20 protein-coding genes and 2 pseudogenes are annotated in these 23211 nt (G+C 67.1%); 16 read left to right on the forward strand and 6 right to left on the reverse strand.

Annotated features, from left to right (window positions below):
* Positions 1-217: 217 nt before the first annotated feature.
* Positions 218-928 (forward strand): hypothetical protein, encoded by a 711-nt coding sequence (locus JOD64_RS27170; protein ID WP_204944842.1) that lies wholly within the window; start codon positions 218-220, stop codon positions 926-928.
* A 211-nt stretch (positions 929-1139) separates the two neighbouring features.
* Here JOD64_RS27170 and JOD64_RS27175 read toward each other — a convergent pair whose 3' ends face one another.
* Positions 1140-1826: a Type 1 glutamine amidotransferase-like domain-containing protein gene (locus JOD64_RS27175; protein ID WP_204944843.1), complete on the reverse strand. Its 687-nt coding sequence runs from the start codon at positions 1824-1826 to the stop codon at positions 1140-1142.
* A gap of 305 nt (positions 1827-2131) precedes the next feature.
* Positions 2132-2776 carry a TetR/AcrR family transcriptional regulator gene (locus JOD64_RS27180; RefSeq protein ID WP_204944844.1) on the reverse strand — a complete coding sequence of 215 codons (645 nt, stop codon included), beginning with the start codon at positions 2774-2776 and terminating at the stop codon, positions 2132-2134.
* Between the two features lie 103 nt (positions 2777-2879).
* Here JOD64_RS27180 and JOD64_RS27185 point away from each other — a divergent pair, with 103 nt between their 5' ends.
* From JOD64_RS27185 to JOD64_RS27195, 3 genes are all read left to right on the forward strand, one after another.
* Positions 2880-3422 carry a carboxymuconolactone decarboxylase family protein gene (locus tag JOD64_RS27185; protein ID WP_204944845.1) on the forward strand — a complete coding sequence of 181 codons (543 nt, stop codon included), beginning with the start codon at positions 2880-2882 and terminating at the stop codon, positions 3420-3422.
* A 42-nt stretch (positions 3423-3464) separates the two neighbouring features.
* Positions 3465-4115, forward strand: coding sequence for a nitroreductase family protein (locus JOD64_RS27190; protein WP_204944846.1), 651 nt, complete (start codon positions 3465-3467; stop codon positions 4113-4115).
* A gap of 122 nt (positions 4116-4237) precedes the next feature.
* Entirely contained in the window at positions 4238-4633 is a 396-nt protein-coding gene (locus tag JOD64_RS27195) for an MmcQ/YjbR family DNA-binding protein (protein ID WP_204944847.1), read from the forward strand.
* A gap of 111 nt (positions 4634-4744) precedes the next feature.
* Here JOD64_RS27195 and JOD64_RS27200 read toward each other — a convergent pair whose 3' ends face one another.
* Entirely contained in the window at positions 4745-5125 is a 381-nt protein-coding gene (locus JOD64_RS27200) for a YccF domain-containing protein (RefSeq protein ID WP_204944848.1), read from the reverse strand.
* A gap of 163 nt (positions 5126-5288) precedes the next feature.
* Between JOD64_RS27200 and JOD64_RS34075 the strand changes: the two are divergent.
* From JOD64_RS34075 to JOD64_RS27220, 5 genes and pseudogenes are all read left to right on the forward strand, one after another.
* A pseudogene (locus JOD64_RS34075) lies at positions 5289-5396 on the forward strand (IS5/IS1182 family transposase); the annotation flags it as partial.
* 127 nt (positions 5397-5523) lie between these two features.
* Positions 5524-6474: a quinone oxidoreductase family protein gene (locus JOD64_RS27205; protein WP_204944849.1), complete on the forward strand. Its 951-nt coding sequence runs from the start codon at positions 5524-5526 to the stop codon at positions 6472-6474.
* Positions 6475-6747: 273 nt separating this feature from the next.
* A complete protein-coding gene (locus JOD64_RS27210) occupies positions 6748-7155 on the forward strand; it encodes a nitroreductase family deazaflavin-dependent oxidoreductase (RefSeq protein ID WP_204944850.1) in 408 nt (135 codons plus the stop codon).
* A gap of 181 nt (positions 7156-7336) precedes the next feature.
* Positions 7337-7741, forward strand: a pseudogene (locus JOD64_RS27215) (GNAT family N-acetyltransferase); the annotation flags it as partial.
* Between the two features lie 470 nt (positions 7742-8211).
* Positions 8212-9966: a family 43 glycosylhydrolase gene (locus JOD64_RS27220; protein WP_204944852.1), complete on the forward strand. Its 1755-nt coding sequence runs from the start codon at positions 8212-8214 to the stop codon at positions 9964-9966.
* A 101-nt stretch (positions 9967-10067) separates the two neighbouring features.
* Here the strand turns inward: JOD64_RS27220 and JOD64_RS27225 are convergent, their stop codons facing one another.
* The 3 genes from JOD64_RS27225 to JOD64_RS27235 form a co-directional block, all read right to left on the reverse strand.
* Complete coding sequence (locus tag JOD64_RS27225; RefSeq protein WP_204944853.1) at positions 10068-12959, reverse strand: immunoglobulin-like domain-containing protein; 2892 nt, start codon at positions 12957-12959, stop codon at positions 10068-10070.
* Between the two features lie 444 nt (positions 12960-13403).
* Positions 13404-14543: a substrate-binding domain-containing protein gene (locus tag JOD64_RS27230; RefSeq protein ID WP_204944854.1), complete on the reverse strand. Its 1140-nt coding sequence runs from the start codon at positions 14541-14543 to the stop codon at positions 13404-13406.
* Positions 14540-14797 (reverse strand): hypothetical protein, encoded by a 258-nt coding sequence (locus tag JOD64_RS27235; RefSeq protein WP_204944855.1) that lies wholly within the window; start codon positions 14795-14797, stop codon positions 14540-14542. The genes JOD64_RS27230 and JOD64_RS27235 overlap by 4 nt, the downstream gene beginning before the upstream one ends.
* A gap of 241 nt (positions 14798-15038) precedes the next feature.
* Between JOD64_RS27235 and JOD64_RS27240 the strand changes: the two genes are divergently transcribed.
* The 7 genes from JOD64_RS27240 to iolB all read left to right on the forward strand — a co-directional run bounded on the left by JOD64_RS27240 (position 15039) and on the right by iolB (position 23086).
* Positions 15039-17072: a DUF2264 domain-containing protein gene (locus tag JOD64_RS27240; protein WP_204944856.1), complete on the forward strand. Its 2034-nt coding sequence runs from the start codon at positions 15039-15041 to the stop codon at positions 17070-17072.
* Between the two features lie 10 nt (positions 17073-17082).
* Entirely contained in the window at positions 17083-18387 is a 1305-nt protein-coding gene (locus tag JOD64_RS27245; protein ID WP_204944857.1) for an ABC transporter substrate-binding protein, read from the forward strand.
* A 116-nt stretch (positions 18388-18503) separates the two neighbouring features.
* Positions 18504-19367, forward strand: coding sequence for a carbohydrate ABC transporter permease (locus JOD64_RS27250; RefSeq protein WP_307813706.1), 864 nt, complete (start codon positions 18504-18506; stop codon positions 19365-19367).
* Positions 19367-20263, forward strand: a complete 897-nt coding sequence (locus tag JOD64_RS27255) for a carbohydrate ABC transporter permease (RefSeq protein WP_204944859.1) — start codon at positions 19367-19369, stop codon at positions 20261-20263. Before JOD64_RS27250 ends, JOD64_RS27255 begins: the two co-directional genes overlap by 1 nt.
* Before the next feature lie 5 nt (positions 20264-20268).
* Positions 20269-20946, forward strand: a complete 678-nt coding sequence (locus JOD64_RS27260) for a hypothetical protein (protein WP_204944860.1) — start codon at positions 20269-20271, stop codon at positions 20944-20946.
* A gap of 84 nt (positions 20947-21030) precedes the next feature.
* Positions 21031-22215 (forward strand): glycoside hydrolase family 88 protein, encoded by a 1185-nt coding sequence (locus JOD64_RS27265; protein WP_204944861.1) that lies wholly within the window; start codon positions 21031-21033, stop codon positions 22213-22215.
* Between the two features lie 46 nt (positions 22216-22261).
* Positions 22262-23086: a 5-deoxy-glucuronate isomerase gene (gene iolB / locus JOD64_RS27270; RefSeq protein WP_239561781.1), complete on the forward strand. Its 825-nt coding sequence runs from the start codon at positions 22262-22264 to the stop codon at positions 23084-23086.
* The last annotated feature ends 125 nt before the right edge of the window (positions 23087-23211 follow it).

The raw sequence follows: 23211 nt of genomic DNA on the forward strand, positions 1-23211 counted from the left end.
CACCGTTCGCCCAGCAAGGGCATAGCGGCGCCCGGTCCAGGGTCTTCCGACGCCCGCGCGTACCGCGCTGCCCCGGGCGCCAGGTCAAGAACCCGGTCGGCGACTTGGTCTCGTAGCGGCCGCACGTCGGAAGCGCGCGAAAGGCGGCAGAAGTGCCAGATTTGGTACGCCCGTACGTCGCGAACAGCAGCCATACGACAGCCCTTAGGGTGACCGGGTGGTCGAACGTGAGCTGGGGAAAGTGGGGGCGACGTCGCCTGTGCACGTGATCGAGGTCGGGACCGAGCTGCTGGACCGGCCGATGCGGAACTCGGTGGGCGGCTGGCCCTTCCTCGACGACGGCCAGGAATGGCCTGAGTGTTTCTGCGGCGAGCGAATGGCTCTGTTCTTCCAACTCGACATACCCCCGGACGTCGAGATTTTCGGCGGAGACCACCTGCTGGTCTTCCACTGCCGTGCGCACAACGACGCATCCGAACCCGAGTCGGCCAATGGTCGGCTTGTACCCCGGTACTGGGACGCTCCGCACCCGCCCTACCCGCGCCCGTTCTGGCGGGTGCTGCTGCAACGCCACGCGGTGCTGCCAGCGGCAGAGGCCGAACCGTCCGTGCGCGCCCTGCCCCTGACGCTGCGACCTTCGATGGACACCCTCAACTCGCGAGGGCTCGGAGCTCAGCATTTCAAAGTCGGTGGTACTCCGTCCTGGGCGCAGGATCCCGAGTACTACAGGTGCGCGTGCGGCGCCGATCTGGTGTACGTCTGCCAGGTGCCGGAGGGCATGGAGTTCGCCGTTCACCCCGGCCAGCCAGAGCAGGCCTACAGCATCCGCGCTGACAGCTACTGGCTGTTTCTTGGCAACGAGGTCTACCTGCTGGCCTGCCCGGCCCACTGCGATCCGGCGGCGGTGTGGCCGGTGAACCAGAACTGACCCCTCCGCATGACCGACCTGCACACCCCCGTCACCCCCGATCTCGCTACAACGAGCAGACCAGCCAACACTCGGGGCGGTGCTCTGCCGACACCCAGGCATCCGCTCATCGGCTACCTGTATCTTGCCCGCTACCGCGTGCTGGCCCGCTGTGTTCGTGAGTTGTGGACGCGCCCTGTGTAGGGCTGGCTCGGCTGAAGGGACGTCTCGGTCAGGGGTTGATCAGTCTCCAGTCTCCTTCGGAGATGACCTCAACGGTGCCATCGACCACCTTGATGGCGGTGTTGTCGTCGATGGCGTAAGTCGGGACCGGGATTCCGGACGCCCACTTCTGGATGTTGGACAGCTCGGTGTCCTCCATGTCCGGGTGATTGAGGTGGGGGTACAGCGTGAAATCCACCAGCCCCAGCGCCCGGTCGGCGCCCTGCGCCATGTCGCTGCCGTCAGGGACGAATTCGAGGTCGAATTCGGCGTCGCAGTTGTACGGGGTGACCGCGATGCTCCCGGCGCTGACCCCCACATAAACCGTGTCACTCAGCGACGGCAGGATGTCGGCCAGGCCCGACTGGCGCAGCCAGTAGGTCAGGTACAGCACGTCGCCGCCCCAGACCAGGAGGGCATCGGCCTCCCGGACCGCCGGGACCCAGTTCTCTTCTCGAATGGTCGGCAGCGCGGTGAGCTCCAACATCCCCAGGGATTTCCAACCGAGCTGGGACAGCGGGATCGGAGCCTGGCCATGGATCGCCTTCCACGCCCTCTCGCCTCCGCCGGGGAAGGGGTAGACACCGGTGGGGATGAACAGGGCCGTGGACTCGGCGACCGGCTTGCCCAGCAGGTCGACGAGCGCGTCGGAGATGCTCGGGTTACAGATGCCCGACGACGTGAGAAGAAACTTCATCAAATCCGCTCTCCTGAAGCCACCGCCTGACGGCGATCATGTTGCTAATTGGAACCAGCGTCCCGGCTCGCTAACCCGAGCCACACATCGATGGATCATCCGCTGGCGGCCGTCCAACCGTCAACTGCCTCCGCCCGGGTGACGACACAGGTCCGATGCCACGCCCTTACCTGCGTTGTGCTCGCCGGTTCGGGTCTCCCTTCCGGTTCGTCCCGATCGGGGGTTTCGATTCCGCGAGTTCCGGACCCGCCTGACGTGGTGGGAGCATCGGCTGGTCCCGACACCCGAGGCTCGGATGCGCCGCGTCAGCCCATGTGCTGCTCGTCAGACGTCACGAACGTCCGCAGATGGTCAACCGCCGCAGAGAGCGCGTCCTGCAGGGGGCCGATGTCCCGGGCGACCTGAGCGAGAAGCGTGCCGCCTTGATACGCCGCGAGGAACATGTCGGCGAGCCGCGCGGGGTCGGCGGACGCGCCGATGCGGCCGAGTTGCCGCATGCGATCGAGCCCGGCGCGGAAGATCTCCCGCCACTGCGCGAACACCTCCGCGAGCCGGTCGTGCACGTCGAGATCGGTCTTGACGATCTCGCTCGCGAGCGAGCCGAGGCTGCAGCCGTCCTCGAACGGACGCCCCGAGAGGACGAAAAAGTCCGCCCAGTCCTGGAACGCCTCGACGGTGTCGAAGCTGGCAAACCGTTCGCTGCGATGGAAGCCGAGGACGCTGTCGGCCTGCCAGTCGATGACCGCCAGGACGAGGCTCTCCTTGGTGGGGAAGTAGTGACTCAGCTGCGATCCACTCACGCCTGCAGAGCGACGGACGAGTTCATTGTTGGTTGCGTGGACCCCTTTGCGGTAGATCAGCCCGGCCGCGTGCTCCAGTATTCGCTCGCGCGTGGCCTGGCCCTTGGGAGTGAGCTTCTGGGCTGCATCCGCCCCGTTGTCCACCTGCATGTCATCAAGGTAACACCACTGGGCTTGCCAACCCATTTTCGATGGTGTTCACTCAAGCGAGTGGACGAAATCGTCCAGTCAAGCCACACGGAGGTTCATCACGATGGCTCGCCTGACCGCTCCCGCGCCCGCCGACATCGACGCGAAGACGCACGGCGCCCTCGACGCCATCGCGAAGCAGTTCGGCTTCGCGCCCAGCATGTTCACCACGCTCGCCGCGAACCCGACCGTGCTCGAGATCGTGATGGGCCTGCAGGGCAGCATCGCGAAGCTCCTGGACGCAAAGACGCGCCACACGATCGCCCTCGCCGTCTCCCAGTCGAACGGCTGCCACTACTGCCAGGCACTCCACGGTTTCATCTCGTCGAACCTCGGCGGTATGTCGGCGGAGGAGATTGAACTCGCCCGCACGGGCACGTCCAGCGACCCGAAGCGCGCCGCCGTCGCGAAGTTCGCGCAGCACGTGATCGAGACGCGTGGCCAGGTCAGCGACGAGGACCTCGCAGCGATCCGCGAGGTCGGATATATCGACCCGGAGATCCAGGCGATCGTCACGATCGTGGTCGTCACCCTGCTCACGAACTACCTCAACAACGTCAACGACACCGTCGTCGACGTCCCCGGCGCCGACCACCAGTCGGCCTGACTTTCCTCTCCACCCGCCGCTCAAACTAAAGAAAGCACGAAATTGAATCTCGACAAGCTGATCACGAAGCACCTCACCCGCTACTTCGACCCGAGCAAGAGGATCCCGGAGGAGACGTTCCAGCAGCTGCTGCGTTACCTACGCAGCTCGCCCACGACGATCAATATCCAGCCGAACCATTTCCACGTGCTGGAGACGCAGGATGGCAAGAACAAGCTCGCGGACGCACTGGTTGGCCGTTTCGCGGACAACGCCGAAAAGGTGCGCAACGCGTCGCACGCCATCGTTTTCACGACGCGCAAGGACATCCCCGACACGCACCTGCAGGAGATCTTCGAGAAGGAGCGCGCCGACGGGCGCTTCGCCGACCCGGAGATCCAGAAGGGATGGGAGGCGGGCGCCTCCAACTTCGTGGAAATCCAGACGGAGAACTATGGCGGGGACGTGCTCCACTGGCTTGAAAAGAACACCTACCTCATCGTCGGCGCCACGATGATGGCCGCCGCATCCCTCGGGGTGGACGCGACGCCGCTCGAGGGCTTCGACCGCACGACCGTGGACGCAGCCTTCGACCTGACCGACACCGACTACACGACCACGCTGCTTATGGTGCTCGGCTACCCCGACGAGGCTCGGGTCTCCCGCCAGCCGGTCTCGCGGTTCGACGCGGAAAAGATCTTCACGCACATGTGACGGACGGGGCGGACATCGGAGCGCGGTGCCGGCCCCGTTCACTTCAAGTCGGTTGCCCGGCTTCCGGACCTCCTCGACGGACGCCCGGCAACCGATCCCTTAAGGAATTCGAGGAGGTCAAGATGCAGATTGATAAGGCAGTGCAGGATCGGGCCGCGGCCCGCGCCGCCGAGCTTCCCGGCTCCGAGCACACACGCCAGATCACCGGCGACTGGGAGGTATGGAAAGTCGGCGGCAAGGTGTTCATGCTGCAGACGTCCATGCCCGGCGAGCCCGTCGTGATCCTGAAAGCGGATCCATCCGACGCGGAGGCGCTCCGCGCAGCTCACGCGAGCATCTCGCCCGGCTACCACATGAACAAGAAGCACTGGATCACGGTGCGGGCGGGTGCGGACGTCGAGCCCGCGCTTGTCGACAATCTCGTGACCGAGTCGTACCTTCTCGTCGTCGCCGGCCTGCCGAAGCAGAGCCGTCCCGTCGATCCCGCTTCCTTCCGCGTCCCGACCTCCGCCGACTGATCACGCTGACGCCGACCGCGCACAGAGCGCCGTTCGCCTTGAGTTCTCCGGCGTCCCCGCAGTACGCGGGATTGCCCCTACCACGAGGTACCCGCCGTGACAGCATGCCGATCAAGGTGTGTCGACGACCTCGCGGCCCAGGGGCCAGAACGCGGCCGGGACGAGCTTGAAGTTCGCGATGCCGAAGGGGATTCCGATGATGGTGACGCACAGTGCGATGCCGGCGATGATGTGCGACAGGGCGAGCCACCAGCCGGCCAGTACCACCCAGAGGATGTTCGCCAGCCCAGAGGCGATCCCCGCGCCGGGCTTCGGCACCACCGTGCGGCCGAAGGGCCACAGGGAGTAGACGGCGAGACGCAGCGACGCCACTCCGAAGGGGATGGTCACCACCAGGAGAAAGCAGATCAGCGCGGCGATGCCGTAACCAAACGCGAGGACGATCCCGCCGCCGAAGATCAGCCACAGCACGTTCAAGACGAATCGAATCACCCTTGTAGCGTGAGCGATGCTCGCCACCTCGCGACGGCGGGCCCCCGGGCAGCGGGGGCGAGTCAGGCTGGTAGTGCGGGGGATTCGCCGAGGCTCGTGCCGTCTGAACGTGCGCACGGGTGAGCAGCCGCCGCGAATCGTCTCGGACGAACTGTGAGCCGAGATCGCATCGCTGCTGCCACCCCGACCACGACGTCGGCAATGCAACCCAGGCCGCAAGCCCCTGGATGACCGCAAAACGTTGTGCGGGAACCTGTTCGTGCTCTGCACCGCGACCATGGGAGTACTTGCCCCAGGAGCGGGGCCTCGGCTCGGGGATGAACGCGCGTTGTCAGCGGCTCCGGATCCGGATGATCGATCATGCCCCATTACTGCGGGCGCGGTGTACGTTGTTGATCATGCGAGCAATGCGGTGCGTCCGGTTCGGCGGCCCCGAGGTTCTGGAACTTGTCGATGTACCGGAGCCGGTGGCGGCCGATGGTCAACTGCTCGTCGACGTGAGCGCGGCAGGGGTCAACTTCGCCGATACCAGCCGCATTGCCGGGTCGTATCGTCCGGTGCCGGAGCTGCCGTTCACCCCGGGTACTGAGGTGGTCGGGCGGGCGGCCGACGGTCGCCGGGTGCTCGCACCGATTTTCGGCGGTGGTGGCTTCGCTGAGCGGGCGGTCGTAGAAGATGCGGACGTCGTTGCAGTGCCCGAAGGGGTCGGCGACGCCGAGGCGCTAGCGCTACTCGTCCAGGGCCTGACCGCCTGGCATGTATTGAGAAGCTGTGCGCGGATGAGTCTTGGTGAGACTGTTGTCGTTAACGCCGGGGCCGGTGGTGTCGGCTCGCTTGCTGTGCAGCTGGCCAAGCACTTCGGTGCCGGGCGCGTCATCGCGACAGCCGCTACGGACGCTCGACGTGATCTGGCCCTCTCCTTGGGTGCGGACGTTGCCGTGTCCAGCGACCCGGACGGTTACGCCGAGCGGGTCCTGGAGGCCAACGATGGCATGCCGGTTGACATTGTTCTCGAGTCGATCGGCGGTCGCGTGTTCAGCGCCGGCCTCGAGATCCTAGGGAACTTCGGACGTCTGGTTACCTTCGGAAATGCCTCCCGCGAAGGCCGTCCACCTGTCGATCCGAGCGCTCTCGCGGAACGTAACACCGCTGTGATGGGCTTCTGGCTACGCCCCGCCCTCACCGTTCCCGGCGCCTATGCCGAGCCGTTAGCCGAGATGTTCGCGCTTACCGCTGCCGGAGTACTGAAGCCGATGGTCCATGCGGCATATCCCCTAGAGGACGCCCGCCGCGCTTTCGAGGACCTCGTCGCCCGCAGAACCACCGGCAAGGTAACCCTGCGTCCCTGAGATTCGAGCCCGGTGCGATGAACCACCGCGAGCCTCGGCCTCCAACCAATGCACTACTTTCGGCACGGCCGAGGACCTGCACGCGCTGAGCCCAGCCGGCTCCTTCGGCCGCACGGAAGTCGAGCACCGCAGCCTTCGACGTCCGCACCTGCCGAACCGATCGCTACGCGTTGTCGCTGCCGGGCTCGTTGGCGTGTGGTTGCGGTGTCGCGCCCCGGCTGAGACTGTCAGAATCGTCTATAAGGAGCCGGTTCGCGGAGGCGAGGAGAAGGCATGAGCGACTGGAACGACAAGATCATCGGTGAGTTTCGCGCCAACGGTGGGCAGGTCGGCGGTCAGTTCGCTGGTGCGCCGCTGCTGCTGTTGCACACGATCGGCGCCAAGAGCGGTCAGCCCCGCGTGAACCCGATGATGTACCAGAAGGTGGACGGCGGCTACGCCGTGTTCGCGTCCAAGGGCGGTGCGCCCACCAATCCCGACTGGTACCACAACCTGCTCGCTCACCCACGGGCCCAAGCGGAGATCGGTACGGACGAGGTCGAGTTGGTTGCCAGAGTTGCCACCGGGGACGAGCGGGAACGGATCTGGAGCGCGCAGAAGGCCGCGTATCCAGGCTTCGCTGACTACGAGCGGAAGACCACCCGCCAGATCCCAGTCGTCGTACTGGAACCTGCGCCGTAGGCAGCGACGGCACAACCCCACTGCCCGCCCTCGAGCGCGTGAGCGATCCTTCATCGCGGCAGAGGCGTAAGTCAGGCAGAGGCCACGCTGGATAGGTTGGACTGGTGCGAATACGCGAAGCGGACGCCGATGACATGCCTTTCCTGGAGCAGATCCTCCTGGGGCCTACAACTGGTCGGAACAACGCTTCACCCTCGACTGGATACGCACCAACGAGATGGCACGCCGTTATCTCGAGGGTTTCACCCCCGACGACGACCCAGGCATGGTGGCCATGGTCGAGGGCACTCCGGTGGGAGCTGTGTGGGGCCGGATGCTGCCCACCGAGCGGCCCGGTTACGGATTCGTGGCGTCGGACATACTCGAGCTGACGCTTGGCGTCCTTCCACAAGCGCGCCGGCATGGCGTTGGATCGCGTTTGCTGGCTGCCGTAATCGGCATCGCTGAGCACCGCCGCATCCCGGGACTGAGCCTCAGCGTCGAGGACGGCAACACCGCTCGCCGCTTGTATGAGAAGGCAGGCTTCAAGGTGGTCGGGCGCAACGGAGGCTCCGACACCATGCTGCTTCGCATCGGTGAAGGCTGACGTCCCCGTTACGCGCGACTCTTGGCGAATCCGCCCACCCGGCACGCCGGTCGTTCCATGATCGCTTGAACGGAGAGTGAACTGGCTCCGGTGGTGCCGCTGGCACCACCGGCGACGGAGATCCACATGTGCCGCCGGTCCACCGAGAGTCCCTGACGGACATTGAGGTGTCCGGCCAGGCCACTTGACATTGATGCTCTTGACACGCTTCAGACGGCAGCGTTAACATAACCGCAACATTGTTAGCGCTAACAGTCGCGCGGTCGCTGATCCACGTTGGACGCGAGCGAGCCGACAGACGTGTGCGCTGGAAGCTCAACCGGTCGAGCGGACAAGCTTTCTCCACCCTTCGTGCACCTTCGAAGGATGCCTCACACCCAGCAATTGGCCACGCTAGGCCGGTTATCCGGAAAGTCGGACACCTCTGCCCGTTGTTAGCGCTAATACGCCTAGACGGAAGGTAGGACCTGATGGTGATCGAGTGGGCTCCCGGCAAGCGACGCCGAGGTTTGGCGGCTATTGGCCTTGCTCTCGCGGTGGGAATGGGGATAGGTCAGCTGACACCGATCGTGCCGGCCTCGGCGGAGAAGCCCGTGCCGCCGGCGCCGCCGGGCGTCGGACCTCAAACCCCGTCCGCCAAGGTGCCACTGGCCGGCGTCGACATGGCCCAGACATATGTGAATCCGATCAATTTGCCTGGGATGGCCGTGCGCAACATCGTAGGGACGATGCCGCCTACGGACGAGAATGTCGCAAACACTTCGCAGATCCCGTCCAGCTTGGACCTGGAGACGTGGACGGCGGCGTCCGGGCGGACTCTCGCGAGCCGATCCACCGTCGGGTTCTCCAGGATTTCGGAGAACTCTGCACGGACCGGGGCGGACTGGTCCGCGCTGAACGTCGACGGGACCATCTATCTCTATGCGTCAGGTGCCATGCAGAATGCACCGAACAACAATCGCACTGTCTGGTCCACTACCGACTACCTTACGTGGACGCCGCACCAGATGAACCTGGGCCTGGTCGCACCAACCGTCGTGCAGCTCGGCGACAAGTTCTACATGGCCGGCAACAACACGCCGGTCTACCAAGCGGACTCGCCTACCGGGCCGTGGACCAGCATGGGAAATTTCCTGCGCCGGACCGGCCAGACCCTGAGCGTTGGCGACGTGCAGTTCTTCCTGGACACGGACGGTCGGCTGTATCTGACGTACAACATCGGCTCGCCGATCATGGGCGTCGAACTCGACCCGAACAATCCTCGGCAGATCATCAGCGACCCGGTCGTGCTCTGGACCTTCGACCCGCGCCAGGAGTGGCAGCACATCGGTGACAACAAGGCGACCTACACGCATGGGTACGTGGAGGGTTCGCAGCTGTTCAAGGTGGGGGACACGTATTACCTCTCGGTCGCCTCCGGTGGCACGGAGTTCACCACGTACGCGACCGGCGTGATGACGTCGGACAAACCGCTGTCCGGGTTCAAGGTCACTCAGCAGAACCCGATCGGCTACGGAAACAACCACCCGAGCGCGGTATATCCGAACGCCGGGCACGGCAGTTTCGTACGCGACAATACCGGCAACCTGGTGTTCTTCTACACCTATGTCATCGCGTACGAGGAGTTCTTCGAGCGGCGACTGGGAATGGACATCTGCAATGTGATTCCCGCCGGTCCGAAGCAGGGAGCAATCGATTGCGAGTTGTCCAACACGCCGCAACTGGCCCCGGGGAAGAAGATCTCGGGCAGGGACGACGTCGGACTCTACAATGTGGCCACGAACAGCCAGGCGTACTGGGCAAGCAGCTATGCGCCCGGGCGCAACCCGTACTACGGAGGGGACCGCTCCCTATCCACATGGTGGGAGCCGGCTGACAGCGATGCCGCGCCCACGTACATCAGGGGCTTCGGGACCGTTTTCCACATCTCCGCTGCGCAGATCCAGTGGAAGGAGCTCGGGCGCACGTTCACCAAGGACAACGCGGTGAAGTACACGCTGGAGTACAAGGATATCCCCACCAACACGTGGCGGCCCCTGGTCGACAGGAGTACGAACACCACCGCGTACACGGCTGACTACGTCACCTTCGACCGGGTGCTGACAAACGCAGTCAGGCTGAAGGTCCTGGGCACGACCGAGACCGTCAAGGTCGGAGTCCACGAACTCAACGTGTTCGGGGAGAACTACAACCTGGCCGTCGAGAAGGGCATGATCACTCCGTAGTCCGTTTGCTGGGCTGTGCAGTAAGGAGCGGACGAGAACCATTGTTCTCGCCCGCTCCTTCTTGTGGCGCAATTCAGCACGCCTCGGGGTGCCTGTGCTGGTTACCGCACCGTCAACTCCTGGTAGTTGGCGGCGTAGGGCTGGTAGGTCGGGTTGCCGGAGTAGGCAACGTGGACCTGGTAGGCCCCGGGCCGCAGACTTTCGGTGTGCAGTTCGACGACGGCCTTACCGGCCGCCAGTGGCACGACTTGCACGGTGCCGCCGAAGGTGACGGTGACCTCGCCGGTCGGGGTCGGCGCGTGGTGCTTCGGCCCGCCCGCCGGCCCAACAGTCACGTTCAACCTGAACGTGCCCCCGCGGACAACCGATGCCGGTGCGGCTTTCGCCTGGACCTTGACGGCGGCCGGGCCGGAGGGCACCCCGAACGATGCCGTGCCCACCGACGCCTTCAGGTAGTCGAAGCCGAGGTACTCGGCCTTGATGGTCCGGGCACCCGCGGGCAGACCCGCCGGCAGCGTGACCGTCGCTGCGCCGTCGTTCAGGTCGGCGAGCTTCGACCACGAGCCGATGCTGAACCGCACTTGACCGCCGGTCTCGAATCCGTCAGCTGCCCTGACTGTCACGGTGGCCGTGGTCGTCTGGGCGCCGCTCGCGTACGGCTCGACAGCCACCTCGGTGGTGGTCGTGACGTCGCTGTTCGGGATTCCGCGGATGTCGTTCCACTCGCGAACGGTCAGCGGGATCACGGTGCCGTGACGCGGACGGACGACACCCGCGTTGGTCATCGTGATCGCCTTGGCGTTCCAGGTCGGAGCCTCGATGTTCTCGTGGCACGCGGCCTGGTATCCGCCACCGTTCGTGTACCGGTCGCCCCAGAGGTAGAACTGGCCGGGGCAGGAGGTGTCACCGGGGTTGGCCTTGAAGATGACCGGTCCCTCGTAGCCCTGGTTGGCGACCCACGTCGTGCGCCCCAGAGCCGGCGCGACCAACGTCCAGTTGTCGATGTTGCTGTCCAGGAAGTCGGTGTGCTTCTCCGAGAAGATGTCCGAGCCCTGGTTGCCGGCCTCGTTCTTGGTCACCCGGTAGTAGTAGTCACCGACCCGGATCGCGGTCGTGTCGATCCGCGACAGCGGGGCCGGGTTCTGCCACACCCGGGGGGCGGAGAACGTCTGGAAGTCTCGCGTCGTGGCATACCACATCTGCGCGTTGCCCTGACCGGTGCGGTTCACGGGGTCGCTCCACAACGACTGGGCCCAGAACACGACGTAGGCGCCGATCTCCTCGACCCACAGCGACTCTGGTGCGAAGGCGTTGCCCGCGTTGTCGGGCGCGACCTTCACGTGCCGCTGAGGGGTCCAGTTCACCAGATCATGCGACTCGAACACCTCGATGTACTGGGTGTCGTTGATGGCGTATCCGCCCTGGTCGTACCAGTTCAGGTCGGTGGCGATCATATAGAACGTGTCGCCGTCGGGGGAGCGGACGATGTGCGGGTCGCGGAGCCCCTGGTCGCCCAGCTGGGAGATGAGTGACGGCCGACCGCCGGTCAGACCGGTCCAGTCCAGAGCGGTGTTTCCGTTGGATGTGGCGAACATGATCTGCTCGCCGTCGGCAATTCCCTCGCCCTTGAAGTACCCCATGAAGTACCGCTCGTACTCCTCGGAGCGCGGCATGGCGGTAATGGTCACCGGGAACGACTTCGTCTTCGAGTCCCTACCCTTGGTGATGGTCGCCGTCAGGGTGGCGGCAACATCCTCATGGCCGAAGGCCGGGCGGCTGACCTCACCCGTCGGGGTGACGAGGCCGGTGGTCGATTTCCAGGTGATCGTGGATCCGAACTCGCCCTTGGCGGCGAGGTCGAGGTTTCCGCGTACGTCATCGGTAGCGTCCATGGTCAGGTCGAAGGCGTCACGGTCGACCGCCTGCGCATCGTCGAACTCGGCCTTCACCACGACGGGGATTTCACGTGTGGTGACCTCCTGGGCGCCCTTGCGGACAGTCGCCGTGAGCGTGGCTGTCGCGTCGGGTTGTCCCTGCGCGGGCCGGGTGATCCTGCCGGTCACCGCAACCTTGCGTGCGCTGGCGAGGGCTGGCGGGGTGTTGACCTCGACGACCGACGGGTCCGAGCTCGCCCAGGTGATGGCCGAGCCCGCCACGGAGCCCACCTTGGGCAGAACGATATCGTGTACGACCGCACTGGTCAGGCCGAGGTCGATGGCCGCGGCGTCGGCGCGAACGCCATCGGAGACAGTCTTCTCCGCTAGGACAAGTGTCTCGTCGAGACTCACCGCCCGGTCGTACACGCGGAAGTCCCGGATCGTTCCGCGGAACGAGTAGTGGCCCGACGTCTGCGAGCGACCAAGGAAGTTGCAGTTGGTCCCCGCAGCGTTCACCGACGGCGCCGTGGTCAGGTTCGTCGACGTCGCGTGCAGCACGCCGTCGAGGTAGACCCTGCCGGTCCAGCTCGTTCCGTTCGAGTTCAGTGACTGGGTGTAGGTGACATGAGTCCACGCTCCCTCCAGCATGCGGACCCGGTTCTGTTGGAGGTTCGCCGGACCCACTGCGACGCGGAACCGCTGGGTGTTCGACGCGAAGATGGAGCCCTCGGCGCCGGTGTCGACGTCGCACGAGCCGGACTTGCGACCGAAACCCCACATCTGGTGCTCGCCGACGTTCGCCGGGTCGACCCGCACCTCATAGTCGACGGTGAGGTTGGACATGCCGGCGGTAATGTCGTTCGGCAGCGCCACGTATGCGCCGTCGAGGGCGCTCTCGTAGGAGTCGGGGTTGAGCCTGACTCCTTCGCCGGTCAAGGCCGCCTTCTCGGGATGCACGAGCGTGGCGTTCGCCGCCGCGCCCGCGCTACCCGAGTTGACCAACGTCGTGCCACTGGTCTCGTCGAGGGCGAAGTGGTGGACCAGACCCTGGTTGAGCTGCTCCTCGGCAGCGTGCGAGGGCGTCGCCGCGAACGAGACCGAAAGAAGCGCTCCCACTGCCAGGACCGCGACACCTCTACCCTTCCGACTCAGCCCGAGACGTGGCCTTCGCTGTCGCAGTCTCAATTGGTCCTCCTTGGGTGGTGGGGTTTTCTCTAAAGTGGACGGGCTTGTTAACGCTAACTACGGCGTGCTGCCAGGTCAACGCAGTGCGTTGCGGCCCGAGGCCACGGAGCCCCGTGGTTGATTTGCCCCACCGGTCGGCCTGTCGGCGTTCAGAGCAACTGTGAGCAGATTGGGTGCAGGTTGGCGAAGTGGTCAGCCCGCCCGATGTGCTCACCGACGCCGGACAGGGGCGCGCGTCTACAGTTTCGGAGACCCTGGTACCGGTGCGCTGGCCAGCTCTGACATTCCGAATCCACAGTGCCCCGCCCGGCCACCGCCAGCGCAGGACACGGCCATCGTGCCCTGTCCGCCGCCGGTGGCCGAGGGGAATAGCACCTACGCGGGTGGCGGTGCGGTCGATTCCCGGATCCGCAGTGACGGGCTGATGACGATCCGGTGGGTGGGGCGATCGGGGTCGACGAGCCGGTCGGCGACGAGACGCACGGCGGCCCGTCCGATCGAGCGTCGCGGCGGTCGGACCGCGGTCAGCGGCGGGCTGAAGAGCCCGGCGACCTCGTCGTCGTACGCCACGATGGAGAGGTCGCCGGGAACGGAGAGGTGCCGCTCCTCGCAGTGCTGCACCAGCGCGATGGCCTCGGCGTCGGCGTGCACCAGCAGCGCCGTCGTCCCGGTCGCCTGGCATTGGTCGAGGACGTCGTTGAGTACGGTGTCCCGCTCCGGTGACCGTGCGTCGGGCACCACGGCCACCACCGTCGCGTCCGAGTCGAGGCCGCACTCGGTCGTGGCGTCGAGCCAACCGCGCCGTACGTGTTGGCTGGTGGGGCTGTTGGCGTCGAGCACCAGGCCGACCTTGCGGTGTCCGAGCGAGGTGAGGTGGCGTACCGCCATGGCCGCACCGAGTGCGTGGTCGGTGACCACCGACTCCATGACCGCGTGGTGGCTGCCTACCGTGGCGGTGCGTTCCAGCAGGACGACCGGGACGCCGACCTGGTCGAGCCACTCGATGGTGCGCTCGGCGCTCGGTGCGTCCATGCTCGGCGCGATGATGAGCGCGTTGACGCCCATCCGCTCCACGAGGCGGGCCAGTTGCGGCTGGTCGTCCTCGGTGTCGTAGGAGGAGCCGCGCAGAACCACGCGCATGTCGAGCTCGCGGGCTGCTCCCTCGACGCCGCGAGCCACGTCCGGCCAGTAGTAGTCCAACGAGGGAACGAGCATGCCGAGGGCGCGCCCGACCAGCGGGTCCAGGCCGGCGACAGGTGCCTCGTCTGCTGCCGGGGCGTCGTCCGGCAGGATCAGGGCGACCCCACCGTGGACGCGGCGGACCAACCCCTCGGCGGCCAGCTCCGCGATGTCGCGCCGGATGGTGACCGGCGCGGCGCCCAGCACGTGGGACAGGTCAGAGATGCGCATCGAGCCGTCCTGTTGCAGGGCGGCCAACAGTTGCTGGCGGCGGGCGACCTGAAGCGGCCCTCGGGAGCCGTCCGCCGTGGCGACGACAGGACTGTCCTTGGTCATGGGGGACCTCCGGGGAACGCATCGTTCGGCGAGAGCTCTTGCAGGGTACGGACGAGTTCGCCGGCCGGGTCGAAGCCATCGCCGAGCCGTGCCTGGCCGGCGACGAGCAGGTGGATGTGGGGTGGCGAGGTCGCCTGGTCCGGGTCGAGGTCCCAGGCGTCGTCCGACGACGCGAGCACCCGTGCCGGCAAGTCCGTCCGGTGACCGCGCCACGCCGCAGCCAGCGGGTCTGCGAGGCGGTCTGCGACGGTCATGACTCCTCGGACGGTAGAGCGGCTATGAACGATTGTGATCGTATCAGAGCACTTGGCGCGTCAGGGCAGCGTTGTGCGCTCTCCTGATCGGTTGTGTCCACATCGGTTTGAGAACGGCATTGACTTGCTCCGTTGTGAGCGTTTTACTTCGGAAACCCGGCGGATGTCTGTACGTCACATTCATGGGCAACGCCCCGCTCGCCACATTCCACGGAGACGGCTCGATGCGACAGGACCTCGGATGACGTTCGGGCCGGCCGGCCGGCTGGGACCGGGGACGAACCCGGATGCCCCCGCCGCCGCGACCTGGCACCGGGATGACTGGTTGGCCCTCGCCGACCGGATGCTCGCCGCCACCCGCCCGTTCGCGTCGCCCAGCTACGCACTCATCACCTTTCCCGGGCCGGAGGGCGGTTACGGACGGGCCATCGACGGGCTGGAGGGGTTCGCTCGCACCTTCCTGCTGGCCGGCTTCCGCATCGCGGGTGCCCAGGGAGTGGGCGTGGATGAGCTCGTGGACCGGTATGCGGCCGGCATCGCCGCCGGCACCGACCCGAACTCTCCGGACCGCTGGGTGCGCTTGGACGAGCACCCCCAGGCGAAGGTGGAGGCCGCCTCCATCGCGCTGGTCCTGGACCTGACCCGCCCGTGGATCTGGGACCGGCTGCCGTCGGCGGTGCGGGAGCGGGTGGTGGACTATCTGCGCCCGGCGGTCGGCGACGACACGTACCCACAGATCAACTGGGTCTGGTTCCGGCTGGTCGTCCAGACGTTCCTGCGGTCGGTTGGGGGGCCGCACTCGCTCGACGAGATGGCCGAGGACCTGCGCACGCACGACGGCTTCGCCCGCGCGGACGGCTGGATGTCCGACGGGCCACACCGCGCCTACGACCACTATGTGGGTTGGGCCCTACACCTCTACCCGACGCTGTGGGCGCGAATGGCCGGCGCCGCGGACCTGGCCGAGCCGCGCCGCGAACGGGACCTGGCCGGCCTCGACCGCTTCCTGAGCGACGCGGTCGCGCTCGTGGGCGCCGACGGATCACCGATGATCCAGGGACGAAGCCTGATCTACCGCTTCGCCGCGGCGGCGCCGTTCTGGGTCGGCGCGATCGCCGGCGTGTCCTCGGTCAGCCTCGGTCGGTTGCGCGGCGCGGCCACCCGCATCGTGCGCCACTTCGTCGCCAATGGCGCCCTGGACGAACGCGGCCTGCTCACCCTCGGCTGGCACGGGCCGTGGCCGCGACTGGCGCAGTCGTACTCCGGGCCGGGCTCGCCGTACTGGGCCAGCAAGGGTCTGCTCGGCATCGCGCTACCCGCCGACCATCCGGTCTGGACGACCCCCGAGGAGCCGCTGCCGGTGCAGGAGCGGGACACGCTGCGGGCGATACACGCGCCAGGCTGGTTGGTCTCCGGCACCCGTGCCGACGGGATCGTCCGCGTCGTCAACCACGGCACCGACCACGCCGTCGAGGGTGCCACCGTCGCAGATTCCCCGCTCTACGCCCGGCTGGGCTACTCCACCGCCACCACCCCGGTCCTCGACGACAGCGGCTGGGTCAGTCCGCTCGACCAGTCCGTCACTCTCGTCGACGACGTGGGTCGGGTCACTCACCGCGCCGGCATGCGCCTGCTGACCGTGCATGTCAACACCGACGGCGTGGGTGTGGCCGGATCACGTGCCCTCGCCCACTGGGTCGACCCGGATCCCGGTCAGCGCGATCACGGCGGCGGCCGCCTGGGCCAGTCCCGACCGGCCGGGCACCTCACGGTGTACTCGCTGGTCCGCGGCCCCTGGGAGCTCCGCCTGACCCGCGTCGACGACCTCGCCGACGGTGTCGAGGCGGCTGCGCTGCGGCTACGGATCGGCGGCTGGGCCGTTGCCGGGGACGCGATGGCGACCGTCGGCGACCGGGTGGCGGCCGTGACCGGGGCCGGCCTGACCAGCAGGCTCGAAAGCGTGCACGGCGGCGGAACGGCCGGTGCCACCGCCGTGCCACACGGCGGGCCGCTGGCTGGCGGGCTGGTCGTGCCCTGGCTGGACCACCCCGTCCGGCCGGGCGCATGGGCGGCCGCCCTCATCGAGTTGTCCACAGTGCCGGCAGCCGCGGCGGGGCAGGCATGCCAGGTCGTGGCCGACGAGGACGCCGACGGCCTTCACCTGGCGGTCGACTGGCCGGACGGGATCAGCACGTCGACCCGTCTGGACACGGAGTATGCCGGGCCCACCGTGTGGCCTGGTAGCAGTGCGGGCCCGTCCGGGCCCCTGACCTAAGGAGAAAGGGATGAAGCGTGCGATACCGGCCGTCATCAGCGCTGCGACGGCCCTGACGCTTGTTCTCGCCGGTTGTGGTGGCGGAGACGAGCCAGTCGACCCCAACGCCCCGGTGACGATCACCCTGGCTGGCTGGAGCCTGTCGTCCACCCCGGAGTTCAAGACGCTCGCCGACGGCTTCAAGGCGACCCACCCGAACGTGACGGTGGAGCTCAAGGAGTACGCCGCAGGCAACGACTACGACACCCAGATGATCACGGACCTGGCCGCCGGCACCGCCCCGGACGTCTACGTCATGAAGACCCTCAAGAACTTCTACACGTACCAGAGCGGTAATCAGCTGCTCGACGTCTCCGACGTCACCTCCGGTCTCGGCTCGGTCCCGGCGCTCGCGTCGTACCAGGTGGACGGCAAGGCGTACGCGGTGCCGTACCGGCAGGACTCGTGGGTGCTGTTCTACAACAAGGACCTGTTCGCGAAGGCGAAGGTGGCGCCGCCGGACGGCAGTTGGACCTGGGACGACTACACCGACGCGGCGAAGCGACTACACACCGGGCTGAAGGGGGCCGGCTCGAACGCTACCGGCGCGTACCAGCACACCTTCCAGTCGACCGTGCAGGGATTCGCGCTCGCCCAGACCCCCAACGCGGACCTGCTCTCCGGGGACTTCGGCTACCTGAAGCCGTACTACGAGCGGTCACTGGACCTGCAGGCGACCGGCGCGCAGCCGACCTTCGGCACCGCGAAGACCAACAAACTCACCTACCAGGCGCAGTTCGGCAAGCAGCAGTCGGCGATGCTGCTGATGGGCACCTGGTACGTGGCCACGCTGCTCAACCAGCGACAGAGCGGTGACGCCGACAAGTTCCAGTGGGGGATCGCCCCGGCGCCGCAGTTCGACAAGTCCACCACCGGCACCTCCGCCACACCTGTCACCTTCGGTGACCCGACCGGCTTGGGGATCAACCCGAAGATCAGCAAGTCGAAGGTCGCCGCGGCCAAGGAATTCCTCAAGTACGTGGCCGGCCCGGATGCCGGCAAGGCGCTGGCCGGGATCGGCATCACCCCGGCCCAGGCCACCGACGCGGTCACCGCGACGCTGTTCGGGCTGGACGGCGTACCGCAGGACGACCTGTCGAAGTTCGCCTACGCCAAGCACACCACCAAGCCGGAGAACCCGGTGTCGAAGCACACCGCCGGCTTGCAGAACCTCCTCAACGAGACGCACTCGGCGATCCTCTCCGACAGCAAGGGCGTCGACGCGGAGTTGAGCAAGGCGCAGTCCCGCGCCAAGAACGAAGTCCTCAACCAGTGAGCTGATGGCGGGCCCGGCGCGCCTGAGCCGCACGCCGGTCCCGCCCCCAGGCCGAACGCTCCCGGAGACTCCCTATGGCAACATTGCCGCGCACGAGACCCAGAAACCGGCGGCTGGTGTCGCGCAACACGGTCGCCGGCTGGTCGTTCATCCTTCCCAACTTCCTCGGCTTCGCCGCGCTCACCCTGCTACCCGTCGTGGTGCTGTTCTACGTGGCCTTCACCAACTGGAACGTCTTCGGGGTGGCCGAGTGGACCGGCACCGCCAACTTCCGGCGGATGTGGGACGACGCGAGCTTCTGGACCGCGTTACGCAACACCGTCTACTACGCCGTCTTCCACATCCCGCTGACCCTCGCGGCAGCACTCGGGCTGGCGCTGCTGCTCAACCGCAAACTGCGCGGCGTACGGTTCTTCCGCACCGTCGCCTTCTTCCCCTACATCACCTCGATCGTGGCGATCGCGGTCGTCTGGAACCAGCTGTTCAGCCCGGAGTACGGCCCGATCAACGCTCTCCTCGGTGCCGTCGGGGTGGACGATCCGCCGGGCTGGACCGCGTCGTCGACGTGGTCGATGCCGGCGGTCATCATCGTCGGCACCTGGCGGTACATGGGTTACTACATGCTGCTGTTCCTGGCCGGTCTGCAGACCATTCCGGCCCAGCTCTACGAGGCGGCCGAGACCGACGGCGCCTCACCATGGCAGCGGTTCGTGCACGTGACCCTCCCCGGGTTACGAACCACGACCTTCTTCGTCACCGTGCTGCTCACCATCGAAAGTTTCAAGGTCTTCGACCTCATCCTCGTGATGACCGGCGGCGGACCGGGACAGTCGACACTGGTGCTCTCGCAGTACATCTACCAGAAGGGCTTCGAGGAGAACCAGTTCGGTTACGCCTCGGCGGTCTCCATCGTCCTGTTCGCCATCTGTTTCGGCATCACGGTCATCCAGTTCTGGGTCAACAAGCGGAGGAACAGCTGATGACCGCGACCGACCTCTCCACCCCCGTCCCGGCCATCGCCGCGCCCGGCAACCACGCAACGTCCGCCCGACGTGTCAGGTCTCGGGGCTGGCGGCTCGTCGGGTACGTCGCTCTCGTGCTCGCGGCGGCCGGGCTGCTGCTGCCGTTCTTCTGGATGGTGGTGACGTCGTTGAAGACCAACAACGACGTCTTCACCATCCCGATCACCTGGCTCCCTGATCCCGTGGTGTGGCGCAACTATCTCGACATCTGGCAACGCTCGGACATGACGACGTGGCTACGGAACACACTGTTGCTGGCGGTGATCGTCACCTTCCTGCAGGTGCTCACCGGCAGCTTTGCCGCCTACGGCTTCGCCCGCGTCCGTTTCCCCGGCCGCAACCTGCTCTTCCTGGCATACGTCGGGACGATAGCGGTGCCCTGGCAGTCGTACATGATCCCGCAGTTCATCCTCATGTCGAAGCTGCAGTTGTCGAACACGCTGTGGTCGATCGTCGCGATCCAGGCGTTCGGCGCGATCGGCGTGTTCCTGATGAAGCAGTTCTACGAGACGATCCCCGAGGAGCTCAGCGAAGCGGCGCGGGTCGACGGACTCAGCGAGTTCGGCATCTGGCGACGGATCATCCTGCCGCTGTCCCGGCCGGCGCTCGCTAGCCTGGCCCTGCTGACGTTCACGACCACCTGGAACGACTACCTCGGCCCACTGATCTACCTGCGCAGTCCGGAGCTGCGCACCATCCAGTTGGGGCTGAACACCTTCATCTCCCAGTACAACGCCGAGTACGCGCTGATCATGACGGGCTCGGTGCTGTCCGTGCTGCCCGTCGCCGTCATCTTCCTGCTCGGCCAGCGCTACTTCGTCGAGGGCGTCGCCTCGACCGGACTGAAGGGCTGAGGCCCATGCGTTCGCGCCACACCATCATCACCGCCGTCTTCGACGGGTTCTACGTCGCGCTCGTCACCAACCTGCTGCTGGTGCTCGGTTGCCTGCCGCTGGTGACGCTCGCGTTCACCACCGATGCGGCGCGCTCCTGGCCGCTCTACGCGCTGACCGCCCCGCTCTGCGCGCCCGGGCTCTGTGCGGTCTTCGCGGTCATGTCCGCCTACTCCGCCGGCGACTCCAGCGGTGTGCTGCGCACCTACGGCCGCGCCTGGCGAGCCACCGCCCGACCGGCGATGCTCTGGACGGCGGCGGCCATGGCTGCCCTGGTGGTGCTCGCCGTCGATGCCCGCGCCGCGTGGGGCCACCGGGTCGGGGCACTCGCCCTGCCGGTGCTGGCGACCCTGATCGTCCTCACCGTCGCGGCCACGCTGCTCGGGTTGGTGACCGTCGCCGAGCGACCCAGCGCACCGCTGCGCGAGGTGGCCCGCGCCTGTGTGTATCTGGCGGTGCGCCGGTGGTATCTCACCGCCGTGTCCCTGCTCGTGCTCGCGCTGCTCGCCCAGCTTCTGGCGGCCCGCCCCGCGATCGCGCTCGGCCTCGCCGCCGCGCCGCTGCTCTACGTCGTCTGGGCCAACAGCCGCTTCACCCTGCGCGCCGCCCTCGACCCACCGACGGCCGCACCCCAGCCCACCTGAGCGCCACGTTCCGGCCACTGAGCCGGGACGCCGATGACACACCTGCCCGGCACCGGACCGGACCCACGAGGGAGAACAGCATCCATGACGGCGACCGACGTCCGTCCCAGCTCCGACGCAGAGGCCACGTCAGCCGCGGTGGCCGCCGCGATACGCACCGTCGACGCGAACATCGTCACCTTCGGCGACCGGTACCCCGCGGATACCACCGACGCCAATCGCTACCCGCTCCGGCCACCGAGCGCTGGCCAACCCGAGGGCGCCAACGTCGGCTGGACCACCAGTTTCTGGCCCGGCATGCTCTGGCTGGCACACGACCTGACGGGTGACGACCGCCACCTGCGGGCCGCGTTGTCCCACGTGGACAGCTTCGCAGATCGGGTGCACCGCGGCATCGACCTGGACACCCACGACCTCGGGTTCCTCTACACCCTCTCCTGCGTCACAGCGGCCCGCCGTACCGATGATCCGCAGGCCCGAGGCGCGGCTCTCGCCGCCGCCGACCACCTGATGACGCGCGTGCTCGAACCCGCCGGCATCATCCAGGCCTGGGGCGACCTCAACGATCCGCGCCAACGCGGCCGCACCATCATCGACAGCCTCATGAACACTCCGCTGCTCTTCTGGGCCAGCCACACCACCGGCGACGACCGATACGCCGCCGCGGCCCGCCGGCACACCGCTCAACTGCGCCAGCACATCCTGCGCCCGGACGGCACCACCTTCCACACCTTCTACTGGGACACAGACAGCGGTGTGCCACTGCGTGGCGAAACCGAACAGGGCCACGCCGACCACTCCTGCTGGGCCCGCGGACAGGCCTGGGGCATCTACGGGTTCAGCCTCAACCACCGGCACATCGGCGACCCCGCGCTGCTCACTGCCGCGAAGACCTGCGCCGACCGCTTCCTCGCCCACCTACCCGACGACCACGTCGCCTACTGGGACCTGGAGTTCGGCGACGGCAGCGGCCAGGAACGGGACAGTTCGGCCGCGGCCATCGCCGTCTGCGGCCTGCTCGAACTCGCCGACAGCCTCACCGACCCGGCCAGCGCCAGCCGGTACCGGACAGCCGCCACCGCGATCCTGCGCTCGCTCATCGACCACTACTCCACCGGTGGCCATCCGGCCTCGAACGCACTGATCCTGCACGGCGTCTACGACAAACCCAAGGACGTCGGCGTCGACGAGGGAACCCTGTGGGGCGACTACTTCTACCTGGAAGCCCTCACCCGCGCGACTATCCCCGGCTGGACCAGCCCCTGGTGACCACCGCGACCGACCCGCACCGCCCCGCATCCTGTGAAAGGTGACCATGGACTACCGCTACCACTGCACCATTCCCGCCGCCGCCGGCCGGAACACGCTACCCGTCAATCCCTGCCGGCTGCTGGACTTCACCCTCCTGCGGCTGTCGGCCGGCGAGTCCTGGACCGGCGAATCCGGTGACCGGGAGATCCTGGCCGTCATCCTCGGCGGCACCGCCAACTTCACCGTCGCCGGCCACCACTTCCCACAGGTCGGCAGTCGTCCGGACGTGTTCTCCGGCAAGCCGCACTCCGTCTACCTCCCGGCCGGCTCCCCGATCACCGTCGAGGCCGTCACCGACGTGGAGATCGCCCTCCCCAGCGCCCCCAGCGACCTGGCCACCGACCCCTACGTCATCGCGCCGGAGCAGGTCGCGACCGGCCGCTGGGGGGCGGCCAACTTCGGCCGCACCTACCACCAGATCCTCACCGAGATCGCCCAACCGGACCTGCCCGCCCGCCGGCTCATCGTCGGGGAGACCTTCACGCCCTCCGGCAACTGGAGCACCTACCCGCCACACCGGCACCGGGTCGATGACCTGCCCGCCGAGGCCGCACACGAGGAGATGTACTACTACCGCGTCAACCCGGCGGACGGGTTCGGTATCAGCCGGGTCTACACCGACGACGGATACGAGGAAAACGTCACCATCCGCGAGCATGTGATGCAGATGATGCCCGAGGGCTACCACACCGTGGTCAGCGCACCCGGCTACACCACCTACTTCCTGTGGTTCCTGGCCGGCACACAACGCACCCAGGGCGCCCGCGAAGACGCCGCCCTCGCCTGGGTGGGCCAGACCGTGCCAACCCTGCGCAGCCTGGGCCTGTAGCGGCGGTCCTGGGCACCTTTTCGCCTCGACGGCCGAGTCGCGATGGTTACCAACGACAGCCGGGGGATCGGCCGCACACCACATACAACGGAGACCTGGCTGCGACACTGAGCGGGTTCGAGGTG

The organism is Micromonospora luteifusca (assembly GCF_016907275.1).
GTDB classification, from domain to species: domain Bacteria; phylum Actinomycetota; class Actinomycetes; order Mycobacteriales; family Micromonosporaceae; genus Micromonospora; species Micromonospora luteifusca.